Annotated in this window: 28 protein-coding genes and 1 tRNA gene; 1 reads left to right on the top strand and 28 read right to left on the bottom strand. The window is 33.7% G+C overall.

Translation table 11 applies throughout. From position 1 onward, the window contains the following. Nucleotides 1-25: 25 nt before the first annotated feature. Entirely contained in the window at nucleotides 26-997 is a 972-nt protein-coding gene (holA, locus tag JJJ02_RS02180) for a DNA polymerase III subunit delta (protein ID WP_372486729.1), read from the bottom strand. 94 nt (nucleotides 998-1,091) lie between these two features. Between holA and JJJ02_RS02175 the strand changes: the two genes are divergently transcribed. Continuing rightward, nucleotides 1,092-1,226, top strand: coding sequence for a YqzM family protein (locus JJJ02_RS02175; protein WP_096076310.1), 135 nt, complete (start codon nucleotides 1,092-1,094; stop codon nucleotides 1,224-1,226). Nucleotides 1,227-1,257: 31 nt separating this feature from the next. On the opposite strand, the gene JJJ02_RS02170 is transcribed toward JJJ02_RS02175, so the two are convergent. The 27 genes from JJJ02_RS02170 to JJJ02_RS02040 form a co-directional block, all read right to left on the bottom strand. Next, nucleotides 1,258-3,561 carry a DNA internalization-related competence protein ComEC/Rec2 gene (locus JJJ02_RS02170; RefSeq protein ID WP_240837090.1) on the bottom strand — a complete coding sequence of 768 codons (2,304 nt, stop codon included), beginning with the start codon at nucleotides 3,559-3,561 and terminating at the stop codon, nucleotides 1,258-1,260. 15 nt (nucleotides 3,562-3,576) lie between these two features. Next, the gene (locus JJJ02_RS02165; RefSeq protein WP_240837089.1) at nucleotides 3,577-4,038 is read right to left on the bottom strand and encodes a ComE operon protein 2; all 462 of its coding nucleotides are present in this window, start codon (nucleotides 4,036-4,038) and stop codon (nucleotides 3,577-3,579) included. A 79-nt stretch (nucleotides 4,039-4,117) separates the two neighbouring features. Next, nucleotides 4,118-4,801, bottom strand: coding sequence for a helix-hairpin-helix domain-containing protein (locus JJJ02_RS02160; protein WP_239242788.1), 684 nt, complete (start codon nucleotides 4,799-4,801; stop codon nucleotides 4,118-4,120). 67 nt (nucleotides 4,802-4,868) lie between these two features. Beyond that, nucleotides 4,869-5,609 carry a class I SAM-dependent DNA methyltransferase gene (locus JJJ02_RS02155; RefSeq protein WP_240837088.1) on the bottom strand — a complete coding sequence of 247 codons (741 nt, stop codon included), beginning with the start codon at nucleotides 5,607-5,609 and terminating at the stop codon, nucleotides 4,869-4,871. Next, nucleotides 5,609-5,962, bottom strand: coding sequence for a ribosome silencing factor (gene rsfS / locus JJJ02_RS02150; RefSeq protein ID WP_111715246.1), 354 nt, complete (start codon nucleotides 5,960-5,962; stop codon nucleotides 5,609-5,611). The genes JJJ02_RS02155 and rsfS overlap by 1 nt, the downstream gene beginning before the upstream one ends. An 18-nt stretch (nucleotides 5,963-5,980) precedes the next feature. Then, a complete protein-coding gene (gene yqeK / locus JJJ02_RS02145) occupies nucleotides 5,981-6,544 on the bottom strand; it encodes a bis(5'-nucleosyl)-tetraphosphatase (symmetrical) YqeK (protein WP_111715247.1) in 564 nt (187 codons plus the stop codon). Continuing rightward, on the bottom strand, nucleotides 6,525-7,100 hold the full coding sequence (gene nadD, locus JJJ02_RS02140; protein ID WP_240837087.1) for a nicotinate (nicotinamide) nucleotide adenylyltransferase: 576 nt from the start codon (nucleotides 7,098-7,100) through the stop codon (nucleotides 6,525-6,527). The genes yqeK and nadD overlap by 20 nt, the downstream gene beginning before the upstream one ends. After that, nucleotides 7,097-7,390 carry a ribosome assembly RNA-binding protein YhbY gene (gene yhbY / locus JJJ02_RS02135; RefSeq protein ID WP_240837086.1) on the bottom strand — a complete coding sequence of 98 codons (294 nt, stop codon included), beginning with the start codon at nucleotides 7,388-7,390 and terminating at the stop codon, nucleotides 7,097-7,099. The genes nadD and yhbY overlap by 4 nt, the downstream gene beginning before the upstream one ends. Continuing rightward, on the bottom strand, nucleotides 7,384-8,187 hold the full coding sequence (gene aroE / locus JJJ02_RS02130; RefSeq protein WP_240837085.1) for a shikimate dehydrogenase: 804 nt from the start codon (nucleotides 8,185-8,187) through the stop codon (nucleotides 7,384-7,386). The genes yhbY and aroE overlap by 7 nt, the downstream gene beginning before the upstream one ends. Nucleotides 8,188-8,200: 13 nt before the next feature. Next, on the bottom strand, nucleotides 8,201-9,298 hold the full coding sequence (gene yqeH / locus JJJ02_RS02125) for a ribosome biogenesis GTPase YqeH (RefSeq protein ID WP_240837084.1): 1,098 nt from the start codon (nucleotides 9,296-9,298) through the stop codon (nucleotides 8,201-8,203). 111 nt (nucleotides 9,299-9,409) lie between these two features. After that, nucleotides 9,410-9,480, bottom strand: a tRNA-Gly gene (locus JJJ02_RS02120). 128 nt (nucleotides 9,481-9,608) lie between these two features. Continuing rightward, the gene (locus JJJ02_RS02115; protein WP_111715254.1) at nucleotides 9,609-10,457 is read right to left on the bottom strand and encodes a prohibitin family protein; all 849 of its coding nucleotides are present in this window, start codon (nucleotides 10,455-10,457) and stop codon (nucleotides 9,609-9,611) included. Further along, a complete protein-coding gene (locus JJJ02_RS02110) occupies nucleotides 10,423-10,728 on the bottom strand; it encodes a hypothetical protein (RefSeq protein WP_240837083.1) in 306 nt (101 codons plus the stop codon). The genes JJJ02_RS02115 and JJJ02_RS02110 overlap by 35 nt, the downstream gene beginning before the upstream one ends. A gap of 147 nt (nucleotides 10,729-10,875) precedes the next feature. Further along, nucleotides 10,876-11,400, bottom strand: a complete 525-nt coding sequence (locus tag JJJ02_RS02105; RefSeq protein ID WP_111715256.1) for a YqeG family HAD IIIA-type phosphatase — start codon at nucleotides 11,398-11,400, stop codon at nucleotides 10,876-10,878. Nucleotides 11,401-11,611: 211 nt separating this feature from the next. Next, on the bottom strand, nucleotides 11,612-12,304 hold the full coding sequence (gene mtnN / locus JJJ02_RS02100; protein ID WP_239242795.1) for a 5'-methylthioadenosine/S-adenosylhomocysteine nucleosidase: 693 nt from the start codon (nucleotides 12,302-12,304) through the stop codon (nucleotides 11,612-11,614). Nucleotides 12,305-12,364: 60 nt separating this feature from the next. After that, nucleotides 12,365-12,841 (bottom strand): transcription elongation factor GreA, encoded by a 477-nt coding sequence (greA, locus tag JJJ02_RS02095; RefSeq protein WP_099578553.1) that lies wholly within the window; start codon nucleotides 12,839-12,841, stop codon nucleotides 12,365-12,367. A gap of 19 nt (nucleotides 12,842-12,860) precedes the next feature. Further along, on the bottom strand, nucleotides 12,861-13,484 hold the full coding sequence (udk, locus tag JJJ02_RS02090) for a uridine kinase (protein ID WP_096076294.1): 624 nt from the start codon (nucleotides 13,482-13,484) through the stop codon (nucleotides 12,861-12,863). Continuing rightward, the gene (locus JJJ02_RS02085; protein ID WP_239242796.1) at nucleotides 13,484-14,743 is read right to left on the bottom strand and encodes a peptidase U32 family protein; all 1,260 of its coding nucleotides are present in this window, start codon (nucleotides 14,741-14,743) and stop codon (nucleotides 13,484-13,486) included. The genes udk and JJJ02_RS02085 overlap by 1 nt, the downstream gene beginning before the upstream one ends. A gap of 11 nt (nucleotides 14,744-14,754) precedes the next feature. Beyond that, on the bottom strand, nucleotides 14,755-15,678 hold the full coding sequence (locus tag JJJ02_RS02080; RefSeq protein WP_099578557.1) for a peptidase U32 family protein: 924 nt from the start codon (nucleotides 15,676-15,678) through the stop codon (nucleotides 14,755-14,757). Between the two features lie 11 nt (nucleotides 15,679-15,689). Beyond that, on the bottom strand, nucleotides 15,690-16,316 hold the full coding sequence (locus JJJ02_RS02075; protein ID WP_239242798.1) for an O-methyltransferase: 627 nt from the start codon (nucleotides 16,314-16,316) through the stop codon (nucleotides 15,690-15,692). Nucleotides 16,317-16,470: 154 nt separating this feature from the next. Next, nucleotides 16,471-17,604, bottom strand: a complete 1,134-nt coding sequence (gene mltG, locus JJJ02_RS02070; RefSeq protein ID WP_239242799.1) for an endolytic transglycosylase MltG — start codon at nucleotides 17,602-17,604, stop codon at nucleotides 16,471-16,473. 18 nt (nucleotides 17,605-17,622) lie between these two features. Further along, complete coding sequence (locus tag JJJ02_RS02065; protein ID WP_111715263.1) at nucleotides 17,623-17,937, bottom strand: DUF1292 domain-containing protein; 315 nt, start codon at nucleotides 17,935-17,937, stop codon at nucleotides 17,623-17,625. A gap of 14 nt (nucleotides 17,938-17,951) precedes the next feature. Continuing rightward, nucleotides 17,952-18,371, bottom strand: coding sequence for a Holliday junction resolvase RuvX (gene ruvX, locus JJJ02_RS02060; protein WP_099578561.1), 420 nt, complete (start codon nucleotides 18,369-18,371; stop codon nucleotides 17,952-17,954). Beyond that, nucleotides 18,364-18,633 carry an IreB family regulatory phosphoprotein gene (locus tag JJJ02_RS02055; protein ID WP_099578563.1) on the bottom strand — a complete coding sequence of 90 codons (270 nt, stop codon included), beginning with the start codon at nucleotides 18,631-18,633 and terminating at the stop codon, nucleotides 18,364-18,366. The genes ruvX and JJJ02_RS02055 overlap by 8 nt, the downstream gene beginning before the upstream one ends. Before the next feature lie 61 nt (nucleotides 18,634-18,694). Continuing rightward, on the bottom strand, nucleotides 18,695-21,319 hold the full coding sequence (gene alaS / locus JJJ02_RS02050) for an alanine--tRNA ligase (RefSeq protein WP_240837082.1): 2,625 nt from the start codon (nucleotides 21,317-21,319) through the stop codon (nucleotides 18,695-18,697). A 250-nt stretch (nucleotides 21,320-21,569) separates the two neighbouring features. After that, a complete protein-coding gene (recD2, locus tag JJJ02_RS02045) occupies nucleotides 21,570-23,990 on the bottom strand; it encodes an SF1B family DNA helicase RecD2 (RefSeq protein WP_240837081.1) in 2,421 nt (806 codons plus the stop codon). Nucleotides 23,991-23,992: 2 nt separating this feature from the next. Continuing rightward, nucleotides 23,993-24,652, bottom strand: coding sequence for a tetratricopeptide repeat protein (locus tag JJJ02_RS02040; protein WP_240837080.1), 660 nt, complete (start codon nucleotides 24,650-24,652; stop codon nucleotides 23,993-23,995). Nucleotides 24,653-24,704: the final 52 nt, after the last annotated feature.

Genomic DNA, 24,704 nt, shown 5'->3' with positions numbered 1-24,704 from the left:
ACAAAGCGACCTGAGGGTCGCTTTTTTATATTTTTAAGATAAACAATTCTAGTATTAATACTTTATCGAGATAACTGGATTTTAAAGCATAGTCCGTATCAGCACATTCTTTTATGATATTTAGTAGTTGTTTCAATTCCATTGTCCTTACTTTACGTAATGCTAGTTTCACTCGATATGGATGAACTTTTACTTGTTTTGAAATCTGTGCTTCACTAAATCCTTTTTGTGATAATATTTTCACCTGATAGAACAATCTATACTGACTACTTATCAATGCCAGAAGTTTAATCGGTTCTTCTTTCATATTAATCAAATCTTTCAATAAATGAACCGCTCTTTTCTTGTCATCTTTAGCGATATAATCAGTGAGTAAAAAGACATTTTGCTCTAGACTTCTGCTTACTACTTCAGTGACATCTTTCTTCGTAATGACTGGATTATCTCCAATAAATAATACTAATTTGTCCATCTCTTTTACAACATTACTGTAATTGAGTCCTGTAAGATGTATCATCTCGTCTAACGCATCCGCTTTAATATCTTTAAACTGTTCATTGAAACGCTTTTTAATCAGCTGTTTCATCCCATTTTCATCTAGCGGTTCTATTTTCTCAATTGTATGCAATTTCTTGATGCGTTTAACAATTTTCTTTCGCTCATCTAATTTATCCTGTAGCACTTTAAAGATGACAATGTTAGGTCCCTCATACTTTTCGAGAAAATCCACTACTTTATCTAAATTAATTTCATGTGCAATTTTTAATTTTTCACCTGTAAAAATAAAACTATTATTGATTACAATCACTTTCTGATCACTCAAAAATGGTAAAGTCATCGCATCTTCAGCAATTACTTCAAATGGTGTTTCCTGTAGATCATATCGACTAAAATTAAAATCATCCTGTTCATCGATATATTGATGGATAATTTTATCAACTTTATCTTCAACTAATGGTTTTGTACTCCCATAGACTAAATAAATGTGACTCATTATGAGCACTCCTAACGTAAAAATCTTAATTTCATTATAGCTTTTTTCCGTTCAATATCATATACTTAAATAGATAGAAAAGTAGGGGGTTTATGACATGAATCATTTCGAAAAAAATACACAATCTAAAAACAATGACGTTCAAGACTCAGGCTATGCATTTTTAATTGGCTTTGGCGGATTCGCAACAATTTATATTATTGCTCAAATTTTCGACTTAGTAGCGAAATAATTTTTTTAAAGCGGTGAAATCACCGCTTTTTTTATTTATCATGAAATAATGCTTGATACTGTGTCTGAACAGTCCCTCTATCTAAATCAACAGTTATCCTTCCATCTTTCTGTGTATTAAAAATTTTGATATCGTTATTGATTAAAGCAGTTACAGTTTCATTATGAGGGTGTTTAAATCGATTTTGCCGACCCGCAGAAATAATTGCAAATTTAGGATGTCGGCTAAGTAAAGTTTCACTTGTGCTCGTTCTGCTTCCGTGATGACCAATTTTCACTATATCTATAGCATCATCAATCTGACTTAAGATTTCATCTTCATACGCTTTACTTAAATCACCTAAAAATAATATATTTCTTCCGGGTTTATCGTGTTTTAAAAACACAACGATACTGTCATCATTCTCTTCTCCAGTTTGACCTGCAGATAAAAATCTTAAAGATACATTCTTGTTATTATTTTCATTTTGACGCACGAACTGAATTTGCGCTTCATGTAAATAATTATTCACATCTATCAATGCTATGCCTTTTAATTGTGCTAATCGAATTATGTTCTTATACTTTTCGCTGCCATGTGCTTTAGAATTTAAAATAATACGCTCAACCATCCCTGCCTTTATTAAATTTTCAGATTCTCCAAAGTGATCAGCATCAGGATGCGTCAAAATAAGCGCGTCAATTTTAGAAATACCTCGATATTTAAAAAAAGGGAGCGTAACCTTGTCACTTATACTTTGTGCATTGCTACGTCTTTCCCAAGATTTGCTAAAATCCAGCTTTCCTCCTGTATCGATCATTATCGTCTTTCTACCTAGCTCCAGTATGAATGCATCCCCTTGCCCAACGTCCAAAAAGTGAACATAATTACTATCTTCTTTAATATTTTTATTTGTAAATATTAATAAAAATAGCAACAATACAATGCTTAAACCTATATAACTTTTTAATTTGCTAAATAGTAACGATAAAGCAATAAACATCAATACATAAATGAATATATGCTGTTGTTCTAATATAATTTCGACTCTAGAAAACTGCGTAAAAAATTTTGTTAACATGTCATTCAATATAAAAGAACCATCTACCCATTGATTTAAGCAATTAATATGGATGTTTAACATAAATAATAATAGGATGAGCGTACAAATCGGAAAGATAATAAAAGTAAATAGTGGGATGAAAAAAATATTTGTCAACATACCGATTAAATAATTGTTATTAAAATGATAGAAAAGAATTGGAATTGTTGCTAATTGTGAGATAAAGTTAATGAGGAAAAATTGAAAAAGCTTTGATTTTTCATTATATAACGGTAAGATAAGCAAAAAACTGAAACATATAACATACGATAGTTGAAAGCCAATATCATAAACTGTAAAAGGATCATATATTAAATTTAGTATAAATGTGAGCGATAAAAGATCCGTAAGCTGCGTCTTTAGACCTGGATTAAATAAGATAAGCAAAATAAAAATAGTGGACCTCCAAACAGACGGTTGGCTACCTGTAAAAATCATATACATAGGTAACAACATTAGCAAAATCATTTTACACACGATTATTGGAACACTTAATCTCCGTAAAACAAAATAGAACTGTACTGATATCAGTGCAACGTGACTCCCACTGATGGCATAAAGATGATAAATACCTAGTGTTTTAAGTAGAGACATCTCATTTTTATTTAAGTATGATGTGTCACCTAACGTTAAAGCGATTAAATATCCCTTATGCACTATATTGGATTGATACATTGCTTTAGCAACATCTTTTCTATATTTCTGAATATGTTCAATCATATTTAAATCTTGATAAGAACAATTTTTCCAGTCAACGTTCGTTAGCTTCAAACTGCCTCTTTTATGTGTATAATAGAGATAGGCATCATAGTGGAAACCTGAAAAATTAGTATTTGGTAGAATATGTTGAAAACTCATTTGAGCTGAACAACTTAGAAATGTTAATTGCATCATTTGTAATCGTTCTTTTTCAGCTTCATTGTTTATCTTGTAGAAAAATTGATATTCTTCCTGTTGTACTGTTAATGACCCCATTAGTAAATTGCCGTCAATTTCTAAATCATCTGAAAATCTGAAATCACCTGTTGTATTGACTTTCGGCTCAAAATCAAATGGCAGTTTTTCACGTTTAAAATCATACATACTATAAAAATAAAACGCAATTAAAAATGCAGCCAAAAAAATTAACAACCATTTTTGTAGCTGCTTTTGAAATATGATAATACAGGAAATTATTATTAAAAAGATTGTAATAACGATAGAATAAGATGAAAGTATACCTGCTAATACAAGTAATACAACAACTACACCCAAGACTACCTCCTATCTTTACATTTGTTCAAAATAGCCTGCTACATGTTTAGGATTGAATTCAATTTTTTCAGTATCAATATTAGCCTTTTTTAACAGCTCAATTGCATAAGGATGATTCTTATAATCATTCGCATAATATATTTTCTTTATACCTGCCTGAATAATTGATTTCGTGCAATGAATACACGGGAAGTGTGTCACATATATATCCGCACCTTCAGTTGATACACCCATTTTTGAACATTGTAATAGCGCATTCATTTCAGCATGAATTGTACGAATACAATGGCCATTCTCTATGTAACATCCTTCATCTATACAATGTACTTCACCAGATACAGAACCATTATATCCACCTGCAATTACTCGATTATCTTTTACGATTGTTGCTCCAACGCTTAAACGTGTACACGTTGAGCGTAATGCTAATAATTGTGATTGTGCCATAAAATATTCTTTCCATTGAATTCTTTCCATAACATCACCTATGTCTTTTTGAACTCATTGTAATATTTATTCATATTTTATTCAAGGTGGTCTAGATACGTACAGACATTTAAATAGATATATATTCCTTTAAATTTTCAAACGTTTTATCCCCTATCCCTTTTATCTCTTTAATTTCTTCTATTGATTTAAACCCTCCATTTGTTTCGCGATACTGAATAATTTCTTGAGCTTTTTTCGGCCCGATTCCAGGAATTTCTTCTAAAGCGCTTTGTTCAGACGTGTTTATATTAATTACTTTTTTATCAGTTAGATCATTACTATCATGTGTTCCTGCTTGTTGATACATCGAAAACTTATCCTGCTTCACTTCACCTTTAAATGGAACATAGACGACCATCGCATCTTTAACAGGTGCAGCGAGATTGACCGCATCAAGGTCAGCATTTTTAAGGGGTACTGCCAGTTTAACAATATCATTGACCACTTGATTGGATTTGGCAGGATATACACCACTGAATTTCACGGCACCTTTGATATCTACTTTCAATTCCGTTACAACTTGCTGCTTATCACTCGTCAATTGAGATTGCTGGTCTACAGGTATTAAAGAAGCTTTTGTTTCTTTAGCATCCATTTGCGCAAACTGACTTAGCGAAGTATCCTCCTGAATATTCTTTGATTGGTCGTAATTTTGAAAGATGATTACTCCACTAAGCATGATAATAATTCCTATAAACAGACTGGACATCTTATTTTTGTCTATCCATGTTTTTATCAATTCTAAATACATAAAAAACACCTCCACATTATTATCTGTAGAAGTGCTTAAAAATATTTTATTTGTCATAAATTAAATATTATTTTATTTTTTCTTTCTTCCTTACGACAAAAAATACACGATCAAAATATGCATCTTCATTTGTATCCACAACAAAATCAGGATCAAAATCTGCAAATATAGTGATAATCTCAAAACCAATCTGTCCTAGCATCACTTTATATTCATCAATTTCATAAGTTCTCTGATAATGCTGTTCATCAAAACGATGATAAATATCTTGCTCATTATGTTTGATAAAGAATGTCAGATCATGATAAACAGAAAACGGTACCTCACCTTGAATAGCATGCCAAATATATAACATCTTATCAAGTTCATCACTATAAGTCTGGTTATCAAAATATGTTTCAAATTTAGCTGTACTATGAACGTCAAAAATAAAGATACCATCATCCTCCAGATGATCTGAAACACTTTGAAACGTTTTCTGTACATCTTCTGGTTCAGCTAAATAATTTAAACTGTCACATAGACAAGTAATTAATTGAAATTTTTGATTGAGTTCTAGTTTTGTCATATCTTGAGCAATAAGGGTCACATCACTACGTTTTGATGCAGCAATCGCTAACATCTCTTCACTCAAATCAACACCTGTCACTTTAACATTGTGTGGCATTAAATCAAGTAAAGCACCCGTGCCTGTTGCTAAATCTAACATATTTTCTTTCAAATATGGTCTTATCACTTCAAGCCATCTATCATATGGCTGATCATACATAAACTGATCATAAATTGATGCAAATTGACCGTAAGACATTAAACTTGCTCCGGCATATACTCGATAATTTCCTGATCACGATATAACTTCTCTAAGTTATAATAGTCACGTTCTTCGTGATGAAATACGTGTACTACAACATCGCCTAGATCCACTAAAATCCAGCGTGCTTCATTAAAACCTTCAAGTCGATTTACTTCGATACCATGTTTTTGTGCTTCATCTTTTACTTCACGTGCTATTGCCTGTACTTGACGGTCACTATTCCCTTCACAAATTACGAAATAGTCCGTAATACCTGTAACATTTGCTACATTTATTCCTATAATATCTTCTGCTCTTTTGTTATCGCAAGCGTTAAACGCAAGTTCCAATAATGCTTCTTTTTTCATTCAATCATTCCTTTTCTTTTACTTCTGTAAATTATAATAATTTAAACACTCTATCGTTTTAGAATATATCGGTTTATCATTTTCGATTAAATATAATGCAGTACGTTTAGAAATTTCATAAATTGCTTTATCTAAATTCTTTTCTTCAAATACAATCTTGCGAATATCATCAACACCAGGTTGTGTACGTCCTGGTTCAATATAATCACTAATAAAGATAATTTTTTCGTTTAAACCCATTCCGGCGCGTCCTGTAGTATGATAATAAATCGCGTTATATATCTCTGAATCTATCTCATGTTTATCCATCATGTATGCAGCGGCTACCGGACCATGTAATATTTCTGAGTTATATGACAATAAATCATTATCGAGATTATATTTCGTAACTGCCTGATATAACTTACTTAACTCATCGTATTTCGCATAGTCATGCAAAATACCAGCCATTTCAACAATATCCTGATCACCATCAAAAATGTCAGCCATTTTTAAAGCTGTTTCTGCAACGCGAATTGAGTGCTCATATCTTTTCTTAGGTAATTTCTCTTCAACAAGCTTTTTAGCTTTCTTCTGCTTCATATAGATGTTCCTTTCTGATCAATCGCTCAATCGTATCTATTACAAAACAACGGATTGTCTTGCGCTGGGCAATTCGATTACGAATCATTGTAGAACTAATATCCATTCTTGGTATATTAAACGCTATAAATGGTTCAGGCAATTCCTGCGTATCTATATCTCGGTTAACCACAATAAACCGAACCATTTCTTTTAGTTTTTCAATTTCATACCATTGTGCTATAGATATATACTGATCTGTACCAATTATGACCGATATGTCTGCACCTGGATATTTATCCTGCAAATATCGCATTGTGTCATACGTATAGCTTTTACCTTTGCGGTGCATCTCTACAGTATCAATTTCTCCAAAACCTAAGTAATCAATCGCTAGTTTCAGCATCGAAATACGCGCATTATTACTTGTATGTGCACCACTTTTCTTTAAAGGGCTATGTCCTGTAGGTATGAATAATAACATATCTGGCTGCTCCTGATGAAACACTTCATTTGCCACAGTTAAATGTCCGATGTGAACCGGATCAAATGAACCCCCATAGACAATGATTTTCATCGTGGTAATTCAATCTTCTTATTATTTACTGATGGTTTATATAAAATAATTGTTGACCCAATAACCTGTACAAGTTCACCATGTACACGTCGCGCAATTGTTTCAGCAAGTTCTTGTTTGTCATCATCATTATTTTGTAACACACTTACTTTGATTAGTTCTCTTTTTTCAAGTACATCATTGAGCTGTTCAATTAAATTATCACTGATACCACCTTTTCCTATTTGAAAGATCGGATCAAGATGGTGTGCTTCTGCTCGTAAAAATCTTTTTTGTTTTCCTGTTAACATTTATTTCTTCCTTTCAAGGTTGTTTGCACTGCTTCACTCATTGCGTGAGAATCAGCTTTTAGCCGCGTCCATAACTCAAAGCTTTTAGCCCCTTGCATCACAAACATACCTAATCCATTTATTATTTTTAAATTGTTTGATTCTGCTTCCTTTAAAAATGCTGTTTTTTCCGGTGTATAAATAATATCACTTACTACACACGATTTTTTTAAATCATGGCATCGAATCAACGACATCTCATCAAATCCTGTCATTCCAACAGGTGTTGTATTGATGACTAAATCGTATACTGAAAGGTCATTTAGCTTATCATATGTCACACCATTAATTTTGAAAGGCCACGTTTCAATACGTTTTAAAGTACGGTTAGCAACCGTAACACGATGTTTTTGCATCATTGTATAACTAATCGCTCTACTCGCACCACCGGCTCCTAAAATTAATATGTTCATATCTTCTTTTAGAACATGATTTATACTTGATAAATACCCTAATCCATCAGTATTATATCCAATCCATTTGCCATTCTTAATATGAACCGTGTTGACTGCACCAATCATTTTAGCAGCAATATCTATTTCATCACAATAAGCCATAATATCAACTTTAAATGGAATCGTAACATTAAAACCATCTATATTCTTTTGCGCAATGACATCTTTGATATGATGAAAATGTTTCGGATCGATGTCTAATGCACTATATTCATCATTTCTTCCTAAAGCTTTAAAATTTGCATGATGCATCACTGGAGATAACGAATGTCGAATGGGATGGCCAATGACTGCAAAATTCATTTCGCCACCTACTTTATAGAATACTTGGCCTTAAATATACATCGACTTGTTTCGGTGCATATACATCTATAACTGCACCTTTTTCTACAGTTATAAACCCTAGACCAGAAATAATAATATCTTGTTTATCTTCTTTAATCGATAGTGTAGTTCTTTTGACATTATCAAAATCAAAATCTTTTGTTCCTGGTGGTGTTAGTAACTCCCCTATTTGGCGGTGCCAAAGCGATTCAGCATTCTCCTGCTTCGTTCGATGTATATTAAGCATATTAGAAACAAAACAGTTTAAGCTTCTACGACCACCTGTTAAGTAATCAACACGTACAGTACCACCTAAAAATAATGTTTGACCTTCGTTCAATTGGAAGTTACGTGGTTTAATTTCATCCTTCGGCATTATGATTTTTAATTCTTTATCACTTACATAATGTGTCATTTGATGTGCCTGGATAATACCAGGTGTATCATACATAAATGAATGTTCATCTAAAGGAATATCAATTAAATCTAACGTTGTACCAGGAAAATGAGAGGTCGTAATGACATTCTTTTCACCGACGCTTGTTTCAATTAACTTATTGATTAAAGTTGATTTACCGACATTTGTCGTCCCAACCACATAAACATCTTTTCCCCCACGGTGTGTTTCAATTGATTCCAATAATTCATCAATACCACGATTCTTTTGTGCCGATATGAGTACGACATCATCAGCTTTCATCCCTAAATCTTTCGCCTGTTTTTCGATCCATAGTTTCACACGACGTTTATTAATTAATTTCGGTAATAAGTCCATTTTATTTGCCGCAATTATGACCTTTTTATTTCCAACGATTCGCTTTAAACCATTGATCCATGACCCCTGAAAATCAAATACATCGATCACATTAACGATAATACCATCTTTATCACTTAAAGCATTTAGCATGGTTAAGAAATCATCACTTGTTAAATGCACATCCTGTATCTCATTATAGTGTTTTAATCTAAAGCAACGTTTACAAATGACATCCTCTTTATTCAAACTTGAATTTGGAACGTAGCCTGGCTTTGATTGGTCTGTTGATTGCAAGATTGCACCACAACCAATACATTTCATTTCATTACTCAAATAATGTTCCTCCTGAAAATATTTATCAATATATTTATTTTAGCACATAACGCCTACTAAGTATTGTAAGACAAAATAAAAGGGTTGTGCGAGTATGCACGACCCAGATTAAGCGGGTGATCGGAATCGAACCGACAACATCAGCTTGGAAGGCTGAGGTTTTACCACTAAACTACACCCGCATATATTAAATTGGTATAAATATAATAACGAATATTATCATTTTTGTAAAGAATAAATAAACTTATGTGTTGATTTTAGTATATTTAATACAAATTAAGAGTTCAGGAAATTCCCGAACTCGAAATAACTACTTATTCAAATCAACGATAACGCCTTCCCCACCTATCGTAATGGGTTGCTTACCGTCCCATTTATCGATCATCTGTTTACGAATAATTTTATCTGTCAATGATTTTTCTAAAATAGCATTCGCTTTTGCCTGACCTTCTGCCTCAATTTGTTTCTTCTTGGCATTTTGTTCCGCAATTGCTCTATCTGTCTTTGCTCTTTCTAATTCTTGATTTGCTTTTACACGTTCGTCAATTGCAGCTTGTGTTGCTTTATCAGCTTTTGGGCTGGAAATCGCTATATCTTCTACAATAAACCCTTGATCTGTTAAGTTTTGCTGTAACTGTTCTAAAGTATTCTTCTTAATTTCACCCGTTTTAACACCGAATGTTTCAATCACCGAGAATTTCGCAACAGATTGACGTAATCCATCTAGTACTCGTGTTCGAAGAAATCCATTTTCAAGTCCAGTAATATCTGCATTACCAAATTTATTGAAGATCTTCACAACTTTTGTAGGATCCACATGATAGTTCACACTAATATCCATATTTAAATTTTTACCATCACTAGTGGCAACATTTAAATCTGTGTATTCTTTCGTCTGCGTACGAATTGGGTAATGTACAGCTTTATCTAATGGAAAAATAAAGTGCCACCCGGCAGGTTTCGTCTCTTCTTTAACACCGCTGACTGAATAGATGACCGCTTGGTATCCTTGAGGTACCTTTTCTATAGACATAAACGCTAACATAATACCTAACAATAATAATAGCCCAAGCATAGATGTGATTAAGAATGATTTTCTATTGATTGGTTTACGATTTTTAGGTTTAATCGTCTTTACTGATTCTGTCGATGAGTTCATTAACTTCTTCCAGCTCCTTCTCTAAATATTTAATTTCTGCAATGTCACTAATCATACCGGTCTTTGCAAATATCTCACTTTCAAGCATCTTCTTTTTACTTCTTAAAGCAGCCTGATTCAATTCATATTTGCGCATATTTTCAATGTTTTGTTGCTCAATCCGTTCTTTCACCTCTCTATGGCTAAAATAATCATAAAGGCGACTTAATACAAAATAAAGAACCGTAAGTACAATCACTAAAATAAATAACCATATTAGAAAAAGTTTCAAATAAATCCTCCTCTTTATAAAGAAGTATTGTATCTATTTTACCATTTTATATTGTTTTAAAAGGATAAACTGATATTTTTAAGGTAAATTTAAGGTTAACAACAAAAAAAGAGACAATGTGCTTGTCTCTTTAAGTAAAAATAGATTTTAGTTTTCCCAGTTGATTAAACCTTTTTTCTTAAAATATGCTAAAAACTTACGCTCAATCATTCTGTTGACACGTGTTTTCCATTCATCATTAGATTTCACTGGTACTACCATTATTGAATAAAATCCATTAGAATTTGCTGCAAGCACATCCGTCATCATCTGATCACCGATAACTACAGTTTCTTCAGGTTGTACTCCCATTGCGACACAGGCTTTCTTAAAAGCTTGTCCCATAGGCTTGCGTGCGTTAAAAATATAATCTACTTCTAATGGTGTCGCAAATGTTGCAACGCGTGCCTGATTATTGTTTGAAACGATTGTAACTTTAATATTGTGTTCACGCATACTGTTAAACCAGTTAATTACTTCAGGTGTTGCTAAAGCAACATCCCAGCCAACCAGCGTATTATCTAAATCAGTAATGATTGCCTTTACACCACGTCCAGATAATTCTTCTGGTGTGATTTCAAATATTGACTTTGCATATTTACTTGGTAATAAATATTTTTGAAATAATCCCATAAGTCACCTCTAAATTTTATATTGCTTTGTTATACCCTTTTATACAATCAATAACCCCAATCCAATAAGGATTGGGGTATAATGTATTATTCGATTTCTTGATTTGGAGCGTAATCTACTTCAGTACCTGTGTAAATTAAAAATCCGATAATTGCCGTTGCAATTACTGATAATGCCATAATAAATATCATAACGTGCGCCTCCTATCCCCTTAAGCTGGTAATGTCTCTATTAATGATTTTACAATTTTAGAACTTGATACGCAAGCCACTTTTAAGAACTCTTCAAAACTCATTTCTGCCTCACCGTTTGCAAGGTCAGAAATAGCACGTGTAATAATAAACGGAACCTCAAATTGATGACATGTTTGTGCTACTGCAGCTGCTTCCATCTCAACTGCAAGGCTTTCATTAAAGTTTGTTATGATTTCCTGCTTTTGTTCAGATGAGCCAATGAAACTATCACCTGAAACGATGACTCCGATATGTGCTTTAAGATTATTTTGTTCAATTGCCTGTTGTGTATATTCAATTAATTTTTCATCAGCAAGATATCGTGCAGGCATACCTGGTACTTGCCCTAATGCATAGCCAAAAGCAGTCGCAACAACATCATGATGAAGTACGCTTTGACTAATAACAATATCACCAACAGCTAAAGAAGCACCTAAGCCACCTGCACTACCTGTATTGATGATCATCTCCGGATGATAATTCTGGATAAGCAGTGTTGCACAGATTGCAGCATTCACTTTACCGATACCACTTTGCATTAATACAACATCTTTACCATATAAATTACCTTTAAAGATTTCAACATGGGCAATCTTTTCTGTTTGCAGTTCCTGCATATCACCCTTTAAAATTTCAATTTCTTCCTGCATTGCTCCGATAATTCCAATCACACGAATTCCTCCTAAATAAAAAGTAGATCATAAGATCTACTTTAATGTATATATAATATATTAGCTGATTTCAACGATTTTAACACGCATTTCATTGCCGTTTGGTAACGGAACGTTTACTTCGTCGCCAACCTTTTTACCAAGTAATGCTTTAGCAATTGGAGATTCATTTGAAATTTTACCTTCAAAAGGATCAGCTTCAGCAGAACCTACAATTTTATATGATTCTTCTTCATTACCAGGCACTTCAGTAAATGTTACTGTTCTACCTAATTGAACTTCTGATTTTGAACCATCATCTTCAATAATAACTGCATGACGTAACATCATTTCAATCTTAGTAATTTCCTGTTCAACAAAGCCTTGCTCATCTTTAGCTGCATCGTATTCTGAGTTCTCTGAAAGGTCACCAAAACTACGTGCAACTTTAATTTTTTCAACGACTTCAGGTCGTCTTACTGTTTTTAAATGTTCTAATTCAACTTCTAACTTTTCAAATCCTTCTTTAGTCATTGGGTATTCTTTTTGCATTTCCATGGATAAATCCTTCTTTCTACTAATTCACTCGAATTAATGATTGTATTTTTGTTGTCATAATATCGATAGCAACTGCATTACTGCCACCTTCAGGTATAATAATGTCAGCATATCGTTTCGTTGGTTCAATGAATTGATTATGCATCGGTCTCACAACAGTTAAATATTGATCAATAACTGATTCCATTGTTCGACCACGCTCTTCTATATCTCTCATCAGTCTTCTTAAAATACGAAGATCTGCATCCGTATCAACATAAATTTTAACATCCATTAAATCACGAAGTGTTTCATTTTCTAAAGCAAAAATGCCTTCTACTATAATAACATCTTTTGGCTCAAATGTAATCGTTTTCTTACTTCTTGTATGATTTGTGTAATCATATGTAGGAACCTTTACAGTCTCACCATTACGTAAATCAATTAAATTTTGAATAAGTAAATCATTATCAAATGCTAAAGGATGATCATAATTGGTCTTTAAACGTTCTTCAAAACTAAGATGATCCTGATTTTTATAATAATAATCCTGCTCGATTAAAGCTACACTGTAGCCTTCTAAATTTTTAAGTATTTTAGAAGTTACTGATGTCTTACCCGAACCAGAACCTCCCGCAATACCGATGATAGTCGTATGCGCCATTAATTTAGTTCCTTCCTCATCATATTCATTGGATAGACTGGATGTTTTACTTTAATTTGTACGATTTGAAGAGGATGACGTGCTGCATCTAATTCTGTCCCCTCTTCATCATATATAACATCGATGACTTGCTTAAAGTTTTCTATTTCAGGACCAAAGAATTCAATTTCCTGTCCTGGTTTAAAATTATTACGTTGCTGAATTGTTGCAATTTGTGTTTCTTCAGAATAGTCTAACACTAATCCACAGAAATCAAAAGGTGTTTTTTTAGACTGTTCATGGCCAAACATTTGCTCTTCAAAACCAGGAACCCCTTCGAAGAATGCACTTGCTGTATCACGATTGGCACATTTATCTAATTCAATTAACCATTTCGGATCAATCTTGAAATTTTCAGGGTCTGCACAATAAGCATCAATTACTTTGCGATAAACAGATACTACTGTAGCGATATAATGAATTGATTTCATACGACCTTCTATCTTCAATGAATCTACGCCGATATCAATCATCTTCGGAATTGACTCAACAAGCTTTAAATCTTTAGGACTCATTGCAAAAGGTGTTGCATCTCCATCATAAACAACATCAAGTTCACCATCATCTACTGTTAATAAATCATAATCCCAGCGACAACTTTGACAACAGCCGCCACGATTTGAATCTCGTGCTGTCATATGGTTACTTAATGTACAACGACCAGAATAAGCAATACACATTGCACCATGAATGAATGCCTCAATCTCGATATCAATTTTTTCTTTCATTTCCTTAATTTCTTCAGCACTCGTTTCACGAGCAAGTACGACACGTTCTAAACCTTCAGACTTCCAGTATTCAACAGCTTTCACGTTTGATAGTGATTGTTGTGTGGAAAGATGTATTTCAAGTTTAGGCGCAACACGTTTACATGTTTCAATGATTAGCGGATCTGCTACGATAATTCCTGTCGCTCCAGTTCCTTCAAGTGCGATAAGATAATCTTCTAAACCATCCATATTTTCATCATGCGCAATAATATTGGTCGTAATATAAATTTTAGCACCATATTTATTCGCAAAGTCTACGCCTTCTTTAATTTCTTCAATTGTGAAATTGTCAGCGTTTGAACGTAATCCGTATTCTTGTCCTCCAAGGAATACAGCATCAGCACCGTAATGTACTGCAATTTTTAATTTCTCAAGGTTACCAGCAGGCGCTAATAATTCTGGTTTCTTTATTATTTGTTTTGGTTGTTTAATTTCTAATTCCGTTTTCATCAAATCATTCCTTAATATACAGTTTGTTTAAATAAGAATCCTTGATCCAGTGGACGATGTTCTGGTTGAATTTCTTCAATCATATCTACAAGATCAAATTTAGCATCCTCATATGCTTCGACATCTTCATCATAAAGGTCAAGCGCTTGTCGATATGCTTTTGTCACTGTCGTAATATATTCTTCTGAATGTAATACGCCATCTATTTTAAATGAATCAATCCCAGCTTCAATTAACTCTTCTAATTCTTCGATAACGCAAATGTCATTTGGACTCATAATATGTGTGCCATTACTATCTTCAAAAATTGGATATTTATTATTTCGTTCTTCATCATAAAGTAACATTGCATCTTTAATTTCACGATTTTCAATTTTCATTACTTTATCCTGATACATAAAATAATTACCTAATAAACTACGTTTCGATTGGAACATACATGTCATGCCATGCACTTGCACTTCAATCGCAACATCACTATGCGCTTTAATGTTTAATACTTCATCAAGAGATAACTCACGTGCAAGTACCGCTCGGTTTGCACCACGTTGTCCCCAGTAGTTCACCTGGAAATAATTCGTAACTAAAGTTTCCTGATTCCATTGTAACGGTATCGTATTGCCTAGTTCTCTTTCATACATTACAATTGCAGGATCTCCAAATAAAATTGCGTCTGGTTTTACGACGTGTAAAAATTTCATATAATCTTCAACCGCATCTAAATGTTCATTATGAAATATCCCGTTTACTGCAACATATGCCTTCTTATTGTGTTCATGAATTAAATCTATTGCAGCCTTTAAATCTTCACGATTAAATTCACCTGCCAGACGTAATCCAAATTGTTCTTCTCCGATAACAAATGCATCTGCACCTGCTTCAATTAAATCACTAATATGTGATAAAGATTTAGGTGTTACTAATAATTCTGTCATAATGTACTCCTTTATTTTTTCACTGAAATACTCATTCCATCTCCAATATCAATGAAATTCGTATCAAACGATGTATTTTCACTTAGCCATGTATTATATTTTTCAATTTTACGCACCATCTGTTTAATATTTCTACTGCGCACAATTTCAATATTGCCTACAAAATCGTGATATAAAATATTATCAGTAATAATTAAACCGCCTTTTCGGACTAATGGACTGTATAACTCAAAAAACTTTAATGATTGCGCCTTAGCAGCATCGATAAATAATATATCATATTCTGTGTCGCTCACCTCATCAAATGCTTCAAGCGCATCTTTAAAGATCGGGCGAATTTGGTGTGCTTTGTTATATTGTTCAATATGCTTCAAAGCATATTGATACATTGTTTCATTACGTTCAATCGTTGTGATATGAATATTATCTTTTACTGATGCAAAATGTAATGCACTATATCCAATTGCTGTACCGATTTCTAGTACTGACCTCGCATGATGTATGCGAATCAACTGTTTGACGAATTCTACTGATATTTTATCCATAATTGGCACGTCATTTTCTTTTGCGACTTCAATTAAATCATCGATTGTACTGATTGGGTTTAATCTACTGATATATGTCTCTTCTTTTATCAATTAAAACAATCCTTTAACGAAAAAATTACCAACCACAAAGGCTGGTAGTAGTGTTTTATATTTTCATGATATTGTACCATAAAACAACCAAAATTGTAATAGTAAAATTACAACTTGATAAAATCAAAAAAGAATAGGACAAAATATCCTATTCTTATTGCTGACTATCAATATGTTTATCTTTAAGTTGTAGATGTTCTTCATATGTTTTAGAGAAATAGTTCTTACCGTCTTTTGCTGCTAAGAAGTATAAATAATCTGTCTTTGCAGGATTTAAGACACTTTCCATTGATTCTTTACCACTTGTTGCAATCGGTCCAGGTGGTAAACCTGTATTGATGTACGTGTTATAAGGGGATTGAACTTTCAAATCTGCTTCATATGTAACAGCTTTATGACGACCTAGCGCATATAATACTGTAGGGTCTGTCTGCAGTGGCATGGCAGGGTTTGCTTCCATACGATTAATAAATACTGATGCAATCTTCGCTCGATCTGTTAGTCCTGTCGCTTCTCTTTCAACTAATGATGAGAATGTCAGGAATTCATGGAACGTTAGTCGCTTTTCAGCACCAGCTTCTGTCAATAAAATGCCACCATATTTATCCCATAACGGAAAAGCATTTTCTTCAGTCGCTGTTAGCATTTTATCAACGATTTCTTCAGTCGTAGGATTCTTTTCAGTAAAATCATATGTCGCAGGATATAAATAGCCTTCTAAAGGTACTTTAATATCTTTATTAAAGACCTCTTTTGTAATTAACTTCGGATGTTTCTTCTGCATCTTTTTAATGAATGCAGGATTATTTACCTCTTTAACAAAATCCGCTTTATTAATTGAAGTTTTCTTTTCAACAATCTCACCGATTTGATCGATTGTAATACCTTCAGGAACATTCATTTTAAAGACAACTGGAATGTAAACTTCACCTTTTTGAAGACTTTTTGAAATTTGTTTAAACGTCATAGAAGGCGATAATTCATAATTTCCTGCCTGGAAATTAGAAATATTATTAAACTTCAAATAATACTTGAACATCGTACTACTTTTAATGATTTTTTCTTTTTCTAATTTTTCTCCAATCATCGTTGCAGACTCACCAGGTAATATTTCTATCTTAGTAGTAGACTTATCATCTGGATTCAGTGGCTTTTGGCTAGAGCTAATATAAAAATAACTACCAACTGCTAAAATACACACGCCTATTAAAATAATTCCGATAATGATAGAAGAAAGAAGTTTAGAGAAAGATTTTGAATCTCTAATTTCTTTGTTTCTATTCGACATATTCAAACTCCTTTAAGATTAAAGCTCTTCTTCATCAAAGTTAGTGTTTACGAATTCTTCAATCATATCCCATTCTTCATCTGTTTCGATTGGAATTAATTTTCCGCCTTCTCCTTCGCTATCAGGTACATTGATCATTGGAATTAATTCGATTTCTTCCTCTTCATCTGAACCTTCTTCAGCTAAGATAACATATTCTTTCTCAAATCCTGGGTGTCTAAAACTTACTAATTTGCGGTATAATACTTGATTACCTTCTTCATCATAAAGTTCTAATAATTCTACTTCTTCATTAATATCTAGCGTCTCCTGATTGTTCATTTCTTCTGTCATTTTAATCATCCTTTTTATTTTGAATTTAAATACCCTTGTAATATGAAAACTGCAGCCATCTTATCAATGACCTGCTTTCTTTTCTTGCGTGAAACATCCGCTTCTAACAGTGTTCTTTCAGCACCAACTGTCGATAAACGTTCGTCCCACATTACTATTGTAATGTCAGGACAAACTGCTTTCAACATTTCACTAAATCGAATTGATGCTTCTCCCCTTGGTCCTACTGAATTATTCATATTTTTAGGTAATCCAATAACGGCAGTATCAACATTATTTTCATCTATGATCTTTTTGAGTTCGGCTATCCCAAACTCTTCATTTGCTTCATCGATGCGGAGTGTAGTAAGACCTTGCGCAGTCCAACCCATGGCATCACTTAATGCAACACCAATCGTTTTAGAACCAACATCTAAACCGATAACTTTATTCATTACCTTTTTTCTCAGTTTGAATATAGTTTGATACAAGTTGTTCCATAATATCGTCACGATCTAAACGTCGGATTTGATTTCTGGCATCATTATGTCTTGGAATATAAGCTGGATCTCCTGATAATAGATAACCAACGATTTGATTGATCGGGCTATATCCTCTTTCTTCTAAAGTATTATAAACATTCAATAATACAGTTCTTACTTCTTCTTTCGGTAGTTCATCAAAGTTGAACTTCATTGTTTTATCGAAATTTTCCACTGCAATACACTCCTTTGTATGACATTTGTTCAATAATATCATACTATAAAACAATTTTTAATTACAATGTATTAATATAATCCTTCACAAATTGTAATGCTGTTGTAATACCAGCTGGATCATTTGCTGCACCTTGAGCAGAATCAGGACGGCCGCCACCTTTACCGCCAGTTGCATTTGCAACACCTTTTATAATGTCTCCAGCCTTCACTTGTGACGTTTTATCTTTTGGTACACTCGCCATATAATTTAACTTGTCATTTGCTGCAGCGATAAAGATTACTGCATCCTGTAATTTTGATCTATAGTCATCCATAAGTTCACGCAGCATTTTATTATCTTCTGCATCTACTTCCACTGCTAATAACTTAAGTCCGTTAATTTCTTCAACTTGTTCTGTTATGTCACCCATCTTAAGAGATGCTACTGCTTTATTCAATTCAGTGATTGTTTTTTCCTGACCACGAATCGTAGCTGTTAATTCATCAATCTTACCTGCTAATTGTTCTTTCTGTTTTACTTTCACTTTTGGTAAAATGTCATTCACTGTATTTTGATATGTTGATAAATATTCAAATGCTGCTTTGCTTGTTACGGCTTCAATACGACGTACACCAGCCCCTGTACCTGATTCAGACACTATCTTGAATAAACCTATTTCACCAGTATTGCGTACATGCACACCACCACATAGCTCAATTGAATAATCACTCATTTCAACAACACGAACGATATCACCATATTTTTCACCGAATAAAGCCATCGCACCTTTTTCTTTTGCTTCTTTTATCGGCATTTCATTGATTTCAACCGGTAGATTTGCCCATATTTTTTCATTTACGATACGTTCAATTTTTTCTATTTCTTCTTGTGTAACTGGACCGAAATGAGAAAAGTCAAAACGAAGTCGTTCTGGTGTTACTAATGAACCAGCCTGATTAACGTGTGTGCCTAAAACATCTTTTAATGCCTGATGCATTAAATGCGTCGCACTATGGTTTTTAATTACAAATGTTCTGAAGTTTGGATCTACTTGCGTCTTCACTTTAGCACCAACAGTTACTTTACCGAAACGAACTGTTCCTGTGTGCAGATTCTGGCCATTTGGGGCCTTCGTAACCTCGATAACCTCAATCTCAAATTCTTCATTTGAAACAATCCCTGTATCAGCAATTTGTCCACCACTTACAGCATAAAATGGTGTCTCATTAAGGATAAACTGTATTGTATCTTCTTTTGAAGCATCTACACTTTCACCGTTTTCCACAATCGCTACTACTTGTGTTTCATTTGATAAAGTATCATAACCAACGAATTTACTTTCAACTTTAATATTCGATAACACTTCATTTTGAACCTGCATACTTTGCGTCTTTTGTCGTGATTCTCGCGCACGTGTACGCTGTGCTTCCATAGCCTTTTCGAATCCTTCATGATCAACTGCAATACCTGCTTCTTCAGCTAATTCTTCAGTTAATTCAACAGGGAAACCGAATGTATCATACAATTTGAATACATCTTCACCTTTTAAGCGTTTATCTGAATTTTGTGCAGCTTCTTTTAATGCATTGAAATGTACTAAACCTTCTTCAAGTGTTTCATGGAATCTATCTTCTTCAGATTTAATTACTTTTTTAATGAAATCTTTATTTTTATCTACATCTGGATAATATGGTTTCATAATGCTTGCTACGATATCAACAAGCTCATACATGAAAGGTTTATTAATATTTAATTTCTGAGCGAAACGAACTGCACGGCGTAGTAAACGACGTAATACATAGCCACGCCCTTCATTTGATGGTAGTGCACCATCTCCAATTGCAAAGCTTACTGTACGGATATGGTCTGCAATCACTTTGAAAGCAATATCATCTTCTTTATTAGTACGATATTTTTTCCCTGAAATTTGTTCTGTTGCTTCTATAATCGGCATAAATAAATCTGTATCATAGTTTGTCGGAACATCTTGAGAAATAGAAGCCATACGCTCTAATCCCATCCCTGTATCTATGTTTTGCTTAGGAAGCGGTGAATATGTGTGATCAGGATTATGGTTGAACTCAGAGAACACTAAGTTCCATACTTCTAAATAACGCTCGTTTTCTCCACCTGGATACATTTCTTCTGCAGGATCATCTTGGCCATAGCTCTCTCCACGATCATAGAAAATTTCAGTATTCGGACCACTCGGACCTTCTCCGATATCCCAGAAGTTTCCTTCAATACGTGTAATACGGTCATCAGTTAAACCGATATCATTAACCCAGAAATCATACGCTTCAGTATCTTCCGGATGAATAGTAACGTATAATTTTTCTGGTTCAATCGCCATCCAGCGCTCACTCGTTAAGAATTCCCATGCAAATTCAATTGCTTCTTTCTTAAAGTAATCACCAATAGAGAAATTCCCTAACATTTCAAAGAATGTATGGTGACGAGCCGTAAATCCTACATTTTCAATATCATTTGTACGGATTGATTTTTGTGCATTTGTGATACGTGGATTTTTTGGAATAACGCGGCCATCGAAATATTTCTTAAGCGTTGCTACACCTGAGTTAATCCATAGAAGTGTGTCGTCATCTATTGGTACTAAAGGTGCTGAAGGTTCAATCATATGTCCTTTCTCTACGAAAAAGTCTAAATACATTTGTCTAATTTCTGCTGCAGTTAATCGTTTCATTATTATCTTCTCCTTTAAAATAAAAAAATACACGTTATCCCTAAAAAAGGGACGAACGTGTTCGCGGTACCACCCTAGTTATGACAAAGTCATCACTCGATTAATATTCGAAATTATAAGATAAAGTAGCTTCAGTAATATCAAGCATATCTTTCACCAACCGATATGTCTCTAAGTCTTGAGGGATTACCTACTCAGCTTTAAATTTGAATTAGTTAAATTATAATTGAATCATATGCTTATCGTCAACTTAAACATAATCATATGGAGATATATCTCCCATATTAATCATCGGTGAAACAAGATGCATATTCTCTTCGGTCATTTCACCAACCTGAAATGGTAATTTTTTAAATACTTCATTTTCATTATTTTCATCAGTATCGATGTCGCTTTTTACAATGTCTTTTTGATCATCTGTGCTAAAATAATCCATTAAAAATTGATAAAAAGAAGTGAATCTGGCATTGCCTAATCTTTTTATACCATCGTTAAAGGCATTAACATCACCGCAAAAGATAAGTGACTGTTTCGCACGTGTTAATCCTGTATATAATATATTTTTCTGCAGCATTCTATAGTACTGATTGACAACAGGCATAATGACAATCGGAAATTCTGATCCTTGCGCTTTATGAATCGAGCAACAATATGCATGGGTAATTTCAATTAAATCAGCTTTTGTATACGTTACTTCATTCCCATCATAATCTACAATGACAACATCCTTATTCAGTGCATTTTCTGCTGCTTTAAAGATACCTACGATTTCTCCGATATCTCCGTTAAATACACTATCTTCAGGTCGGTTAACAAGCTGTAAAACTTTATCGTGATTTCTAAAGACAAAATCACCAAATTCCATTTCGCGCTTTTTTTCTTCTGGTGGATTTAAAATTTTCTGTAAAACTTTATTCAATGCACGAATCCCTGCATTACCTCGATATATTGGTGCGAGCACCTGAATATCCCGCATATCGTAACCTTTATTAACAGCTGATGTTACGATTTTCTCGATAACTTCTGGAATTTGATCCGTTTGGCATGGAATAAAACTTCTATCATTGTATCGTTTTGTGATATCGAATGGTTCATTTCGTTTAATCTGATGTGCCAGTTCTACGATAGAAGAGCCTTCCTGCTGACGATAAACTTCATTCAGTTCAATCTGAGGAATAATTTGAGACTCTATTAAATCTTTAAATACTTGTCCTGGACCTACGGATGGCAACTGGTCCTGATCACCTACAAAAATAATCTGAGCGTCATTTGGTACTGCTTTCATCAATTGAAACATTAACCACGTGTCAACCATAGACATCTCATCGATAATGATAAGCTTTGCAGTAATTTCATTTTCCAGAATATCATCAGGCTTATTATCTCGGGTCCAACCGATCAGTCTATGAATCGTTGTTGCTTCCAATCCTGTTGATTCATAAAGTCGTTTCGATGCACGACCTGTTGGTGCTGCAACAACGATCGGAAAGTCCTGACCTTCATAATCATTATAGTCAAGACTTAATCCATGCAGCTCTGCATAAAGTGTCACAATACCTCTTACAACCGTTGTTTTCCCAGTACCAGGGCCACCAGATAAAATCATCAGTTTACTATGCATCGCCTGAATTAGTGCTTCCTTCTGTTTTTCTGCATATGACACTTCAAATAACTGTTCAATCTCCCCAATAGCAAGCATTATTTCAGATTGCTCAAATTGCTTAAGTTGATCTTGATGATTGATTAATCGGTGTAATATTTGAACGGTCTTTGTTTCAGAATAAAATAAACTAGGCATATAAATATTTTTTTCATGTTCGACAAGTAATTTCTTTTCTTCGCAAAGTTCAGTTAAAGCACTTACTAATGCATCGGGATTAACTTCAGAACCATTCTTAGTTAATAGATTGAAGCTTGTCTCGAGTAAAATCTGATCCGGAATGTAAGTATGACCATTCTGTAATGATGCCTGCTCCATACCATAGACTAATGCTGCTTTTAATCGTTCAGGATGATTGTTATCTATACCGATATGACGGGCTAATTCATCAGCTTTGTTAAAACCTATACCTTCGATATCCATCACTAATTGATATGGAGATTCTTTTATTACTCTTATCGTATCATCTTTATAAAATTGATATATTTTCATTGCAAGCTGAGGACCAAAGCCCCAATCATTTAATTGAATCATTACTTTCTCAATCGCCTGATTTTCATTGATTGTATTGTAAATTAAATCTTTTTTATCTTGTGATAATTTCGGAATCTGATCCAGACTACTTTTATCATCCAATATTATGTTCAGTGCGTCTTCGCCAAGTATTTCAACAATTGTACGTGCTGTTTTTTTGCCGACACCTTTAAATAGGTCACTAGAAAGATAATGAATGATACCGTCTTTAGATTGAGGTAAATCCTTCTCAAATTTCTCTGCCTGTAATTGTTTCCCGTACTTAGCGTGTAACATAATCTTTCCGGTAAATGTATAAGTGTCACCTTCTGCAATTTGAGGTAGGAAACCTGTAACCGTCACTTCATCATCAAAATCTTCATTTGTATCGATTACCTCGGCTTTTAATACCGTATAAAAGTTATCGTTATTCTGAAAAAGTATACGGATAATAGTGCCTTTAACATAAGATTGATCAAATAAAGTGGCGTTCTCCAAGTTTATTCCTCCTTCATTGCTTTAAATGTTTTCAGTGCATGACCAGCGAGCAGATGATCAGGCTGAATGTCAATAACACGCTCGAATTCAACTATAGCTGCATCAATATTTTCTGTCATCATATAATCTGCAAGTGCCTTATTATAAATCGCATCTGTATGATCTGGATTATCACTTAATACACGCGCTAAAGTCTTTGATGCTTCTTCAAACATATTCATCTGACACATCACAAGACCATATTGGAATGTTATCTCAGTGTCATCCGATTTGAGTTCATGTGCACGCATTAAAAATGGTAATGCTGACGCGAAATCACTTAGATTAACAAATGACATACCTAGCATATAGTATGTATCACCGTCTTCCAGTCCATTTTCAATGGCTTTATGATACAGTTTCACTGCTTCTTCAAATCGATCCGCATTGTAATATATATTGGCCAGACCATAGTATGCACCACCATGAGTCGGGTCTACAGTAATGGCTTTTTGAAAGAAACGTTCCGCTTCAATCGGTTGATTTGAATCCAGAAGAATCGTTCCCATATTAATATAATGTGTCACTTCTTCAGGTTCTTCATCAATTGATTCTATTAGTATTTTTAGTGCTTCTTCATATTGTTTTGTTTCAATCAGTTGCATTAAGCGTTCGTCATTCATTAGCGTTCTCCTCTATTATATTCATTGTATTATTATATCAAAAAATAAAAAA

The organism is Macrococcus sp. PK (assembly GCF_022501545.1).
GTDB lineage: Bacteria > Bacillota > Bacilli > Staphylococcales > Staphylococcaceae > Macrococcoides > Macrococcoides epidermidis.
The sequence above is the reverse complement of the archived record's forward strand: the minus strand, read 5'-3'. Positions and strand labels throughout refer to the sequence as shown.

What these genes read in the sequence shown, in the direction of transcription:
- JJJ02_RS02175 (WP_096076310.1), top strand. Translation starts at nt 1,092, where the DNA reads ATGAATCATTTCGAAAAAAATACACAATCTAAAAACAATGACGTTCAA.
- JJJ02_RS02085 (WP_239242796.1), bottom strand. Translation starts at nt 14,743, where the DNA reads ATGAAAACGGAATTAGAAATTAAACAACCAAAACAAATAATAAAGAAA.
- rsfS (WP_111715246.1), bottom strand. Translation starts at nt 5,962, where the DNA reads ATGAAAAAAGAAGCATTATTGGAACTTGCGTTTAACGCTTGCGATAAC.
- yqeK (WP_111715247.1), bottom strand. Translation starts at nt 6,544, where the DNA reads ATGAAGCAGAAGAAAGCTAAAAAGCTTGTTGAAGAGAAATTACCTAAG.
- greA (WP_099578553.1), bottom strand. Translation starts at nt 12,841, where the DNA reads ATGGAAATGCAAAAAGAATACCCAATGACTAAAGAAGGATTTGAAAAG.
- JJJ02_RS02040 (WP_240837080.1), bottom strand. Translation starts at nt 24,652, where the DNA reads ATGAATGACGAACGCTTAATGCAACTGATTGAAACAAAACAATATGAA.
- udk (WP_096076294.1), bottom strand. Translation starts at nt 13,484, where the DNA reads ATGGCGCATACGACTATCATCGGTATTGCGGGAGGTTCTGGTTCGGGT.
- JJJ02_RS02065 (WP_111715263.1), bottom strand. Translation starts at nt 17,937, where the DNA reads ATGACAGAAGAAATGAACAATCAGGAGACGCTAGATATTAATGAAGAA.
- JJJ02_RS02105 (WP_111715256.1), bottom strand. Translation starts at nt 11,400, where the DNA reads ATGGGATTATTTCAAAAATATTTATTACCAAGTAAATATGCAAAGTCA.
- yhbY (WP_240837086.1), bottom strand. Translation starts at nt 7,390, where the DNA reads ATGTTAACAGGAAAACAAAAAAGATTTTTACGAGCAGAAGCACACCAT.
- JJJ02_RS02115 (WP_111715254.1), bottom strand. Translation starts at nt 10,457, where the DNA reads ATGAACTCATCGACAGAATCAGTAAAGACGATTAAACCTAAAAATCGT.
- alaS (WP_240837082.1), bottom strand. Translation starts at nt 21,319, where the DNA reads ATGAAACGATTAACTGCAGCAGAAATTAGACAAATGTATTTAGACTTT.
- JJJ02_RS02165 (WP_240837089.1), bottom strand. Translation starts at nt 4,038, where the DNA reads ATGGAAAGAATTCAATGGAAAGAATATTTTATGGCACAATCACAATTA.
- nadD (WP_240837087.1), bottom strand. Translation starts at nt 7,100, where the DNA reads ATGAAAATCATTGTCTATGGGGGTTCATTTGATCCGGTTCACATCGGA.
- JJJ02_RS02155 (WP_240837088.1), bottom strand. Translation starts at nt 5,609, where the DNA reads ATGTCTTACGGTCAATTTGCATCAATTTATGATCAGTTTATGTATGAT.
- ruvX (WP_099578561.1), bottom strand. Translation starts at nt 18,371, where the DNA reads ATGAATAAAGTTATCGGTTTAGATGTTGGTTCTAAAACGATTGGTGTT.
- aroE (WP_240837085.1), bottom strand. Translation starts at nt 8,187, where the DNA reads ATGAATTTTGCAGTCATTGGCCATCCCATTCGACATTCGTTATCTCCA.
- mltG (WP_239242799.1), bottom strand. Translation starts at nt 17,604, where the DNA reads ATGTCGAATAGAAACAAAGAAATTAGAGATTCAAAATCTTTCTCTAAA.
- JJJ02_RS02160 (WP_239242788.1), bottom strand. Translation starts at nt 4,801, where the DNA reads ATGTATTTAGAATTGATAAAAACATGGATAGACAAAAATAAGATGTCC.
- JJJ02_RS02080 (WP_099578557.1), bottom strand. Translation starts at nt 15,678, where the DNA reads ATGACAGAATTATTAGTAACACCTAAATCTTTATCACATATTAGTGAT.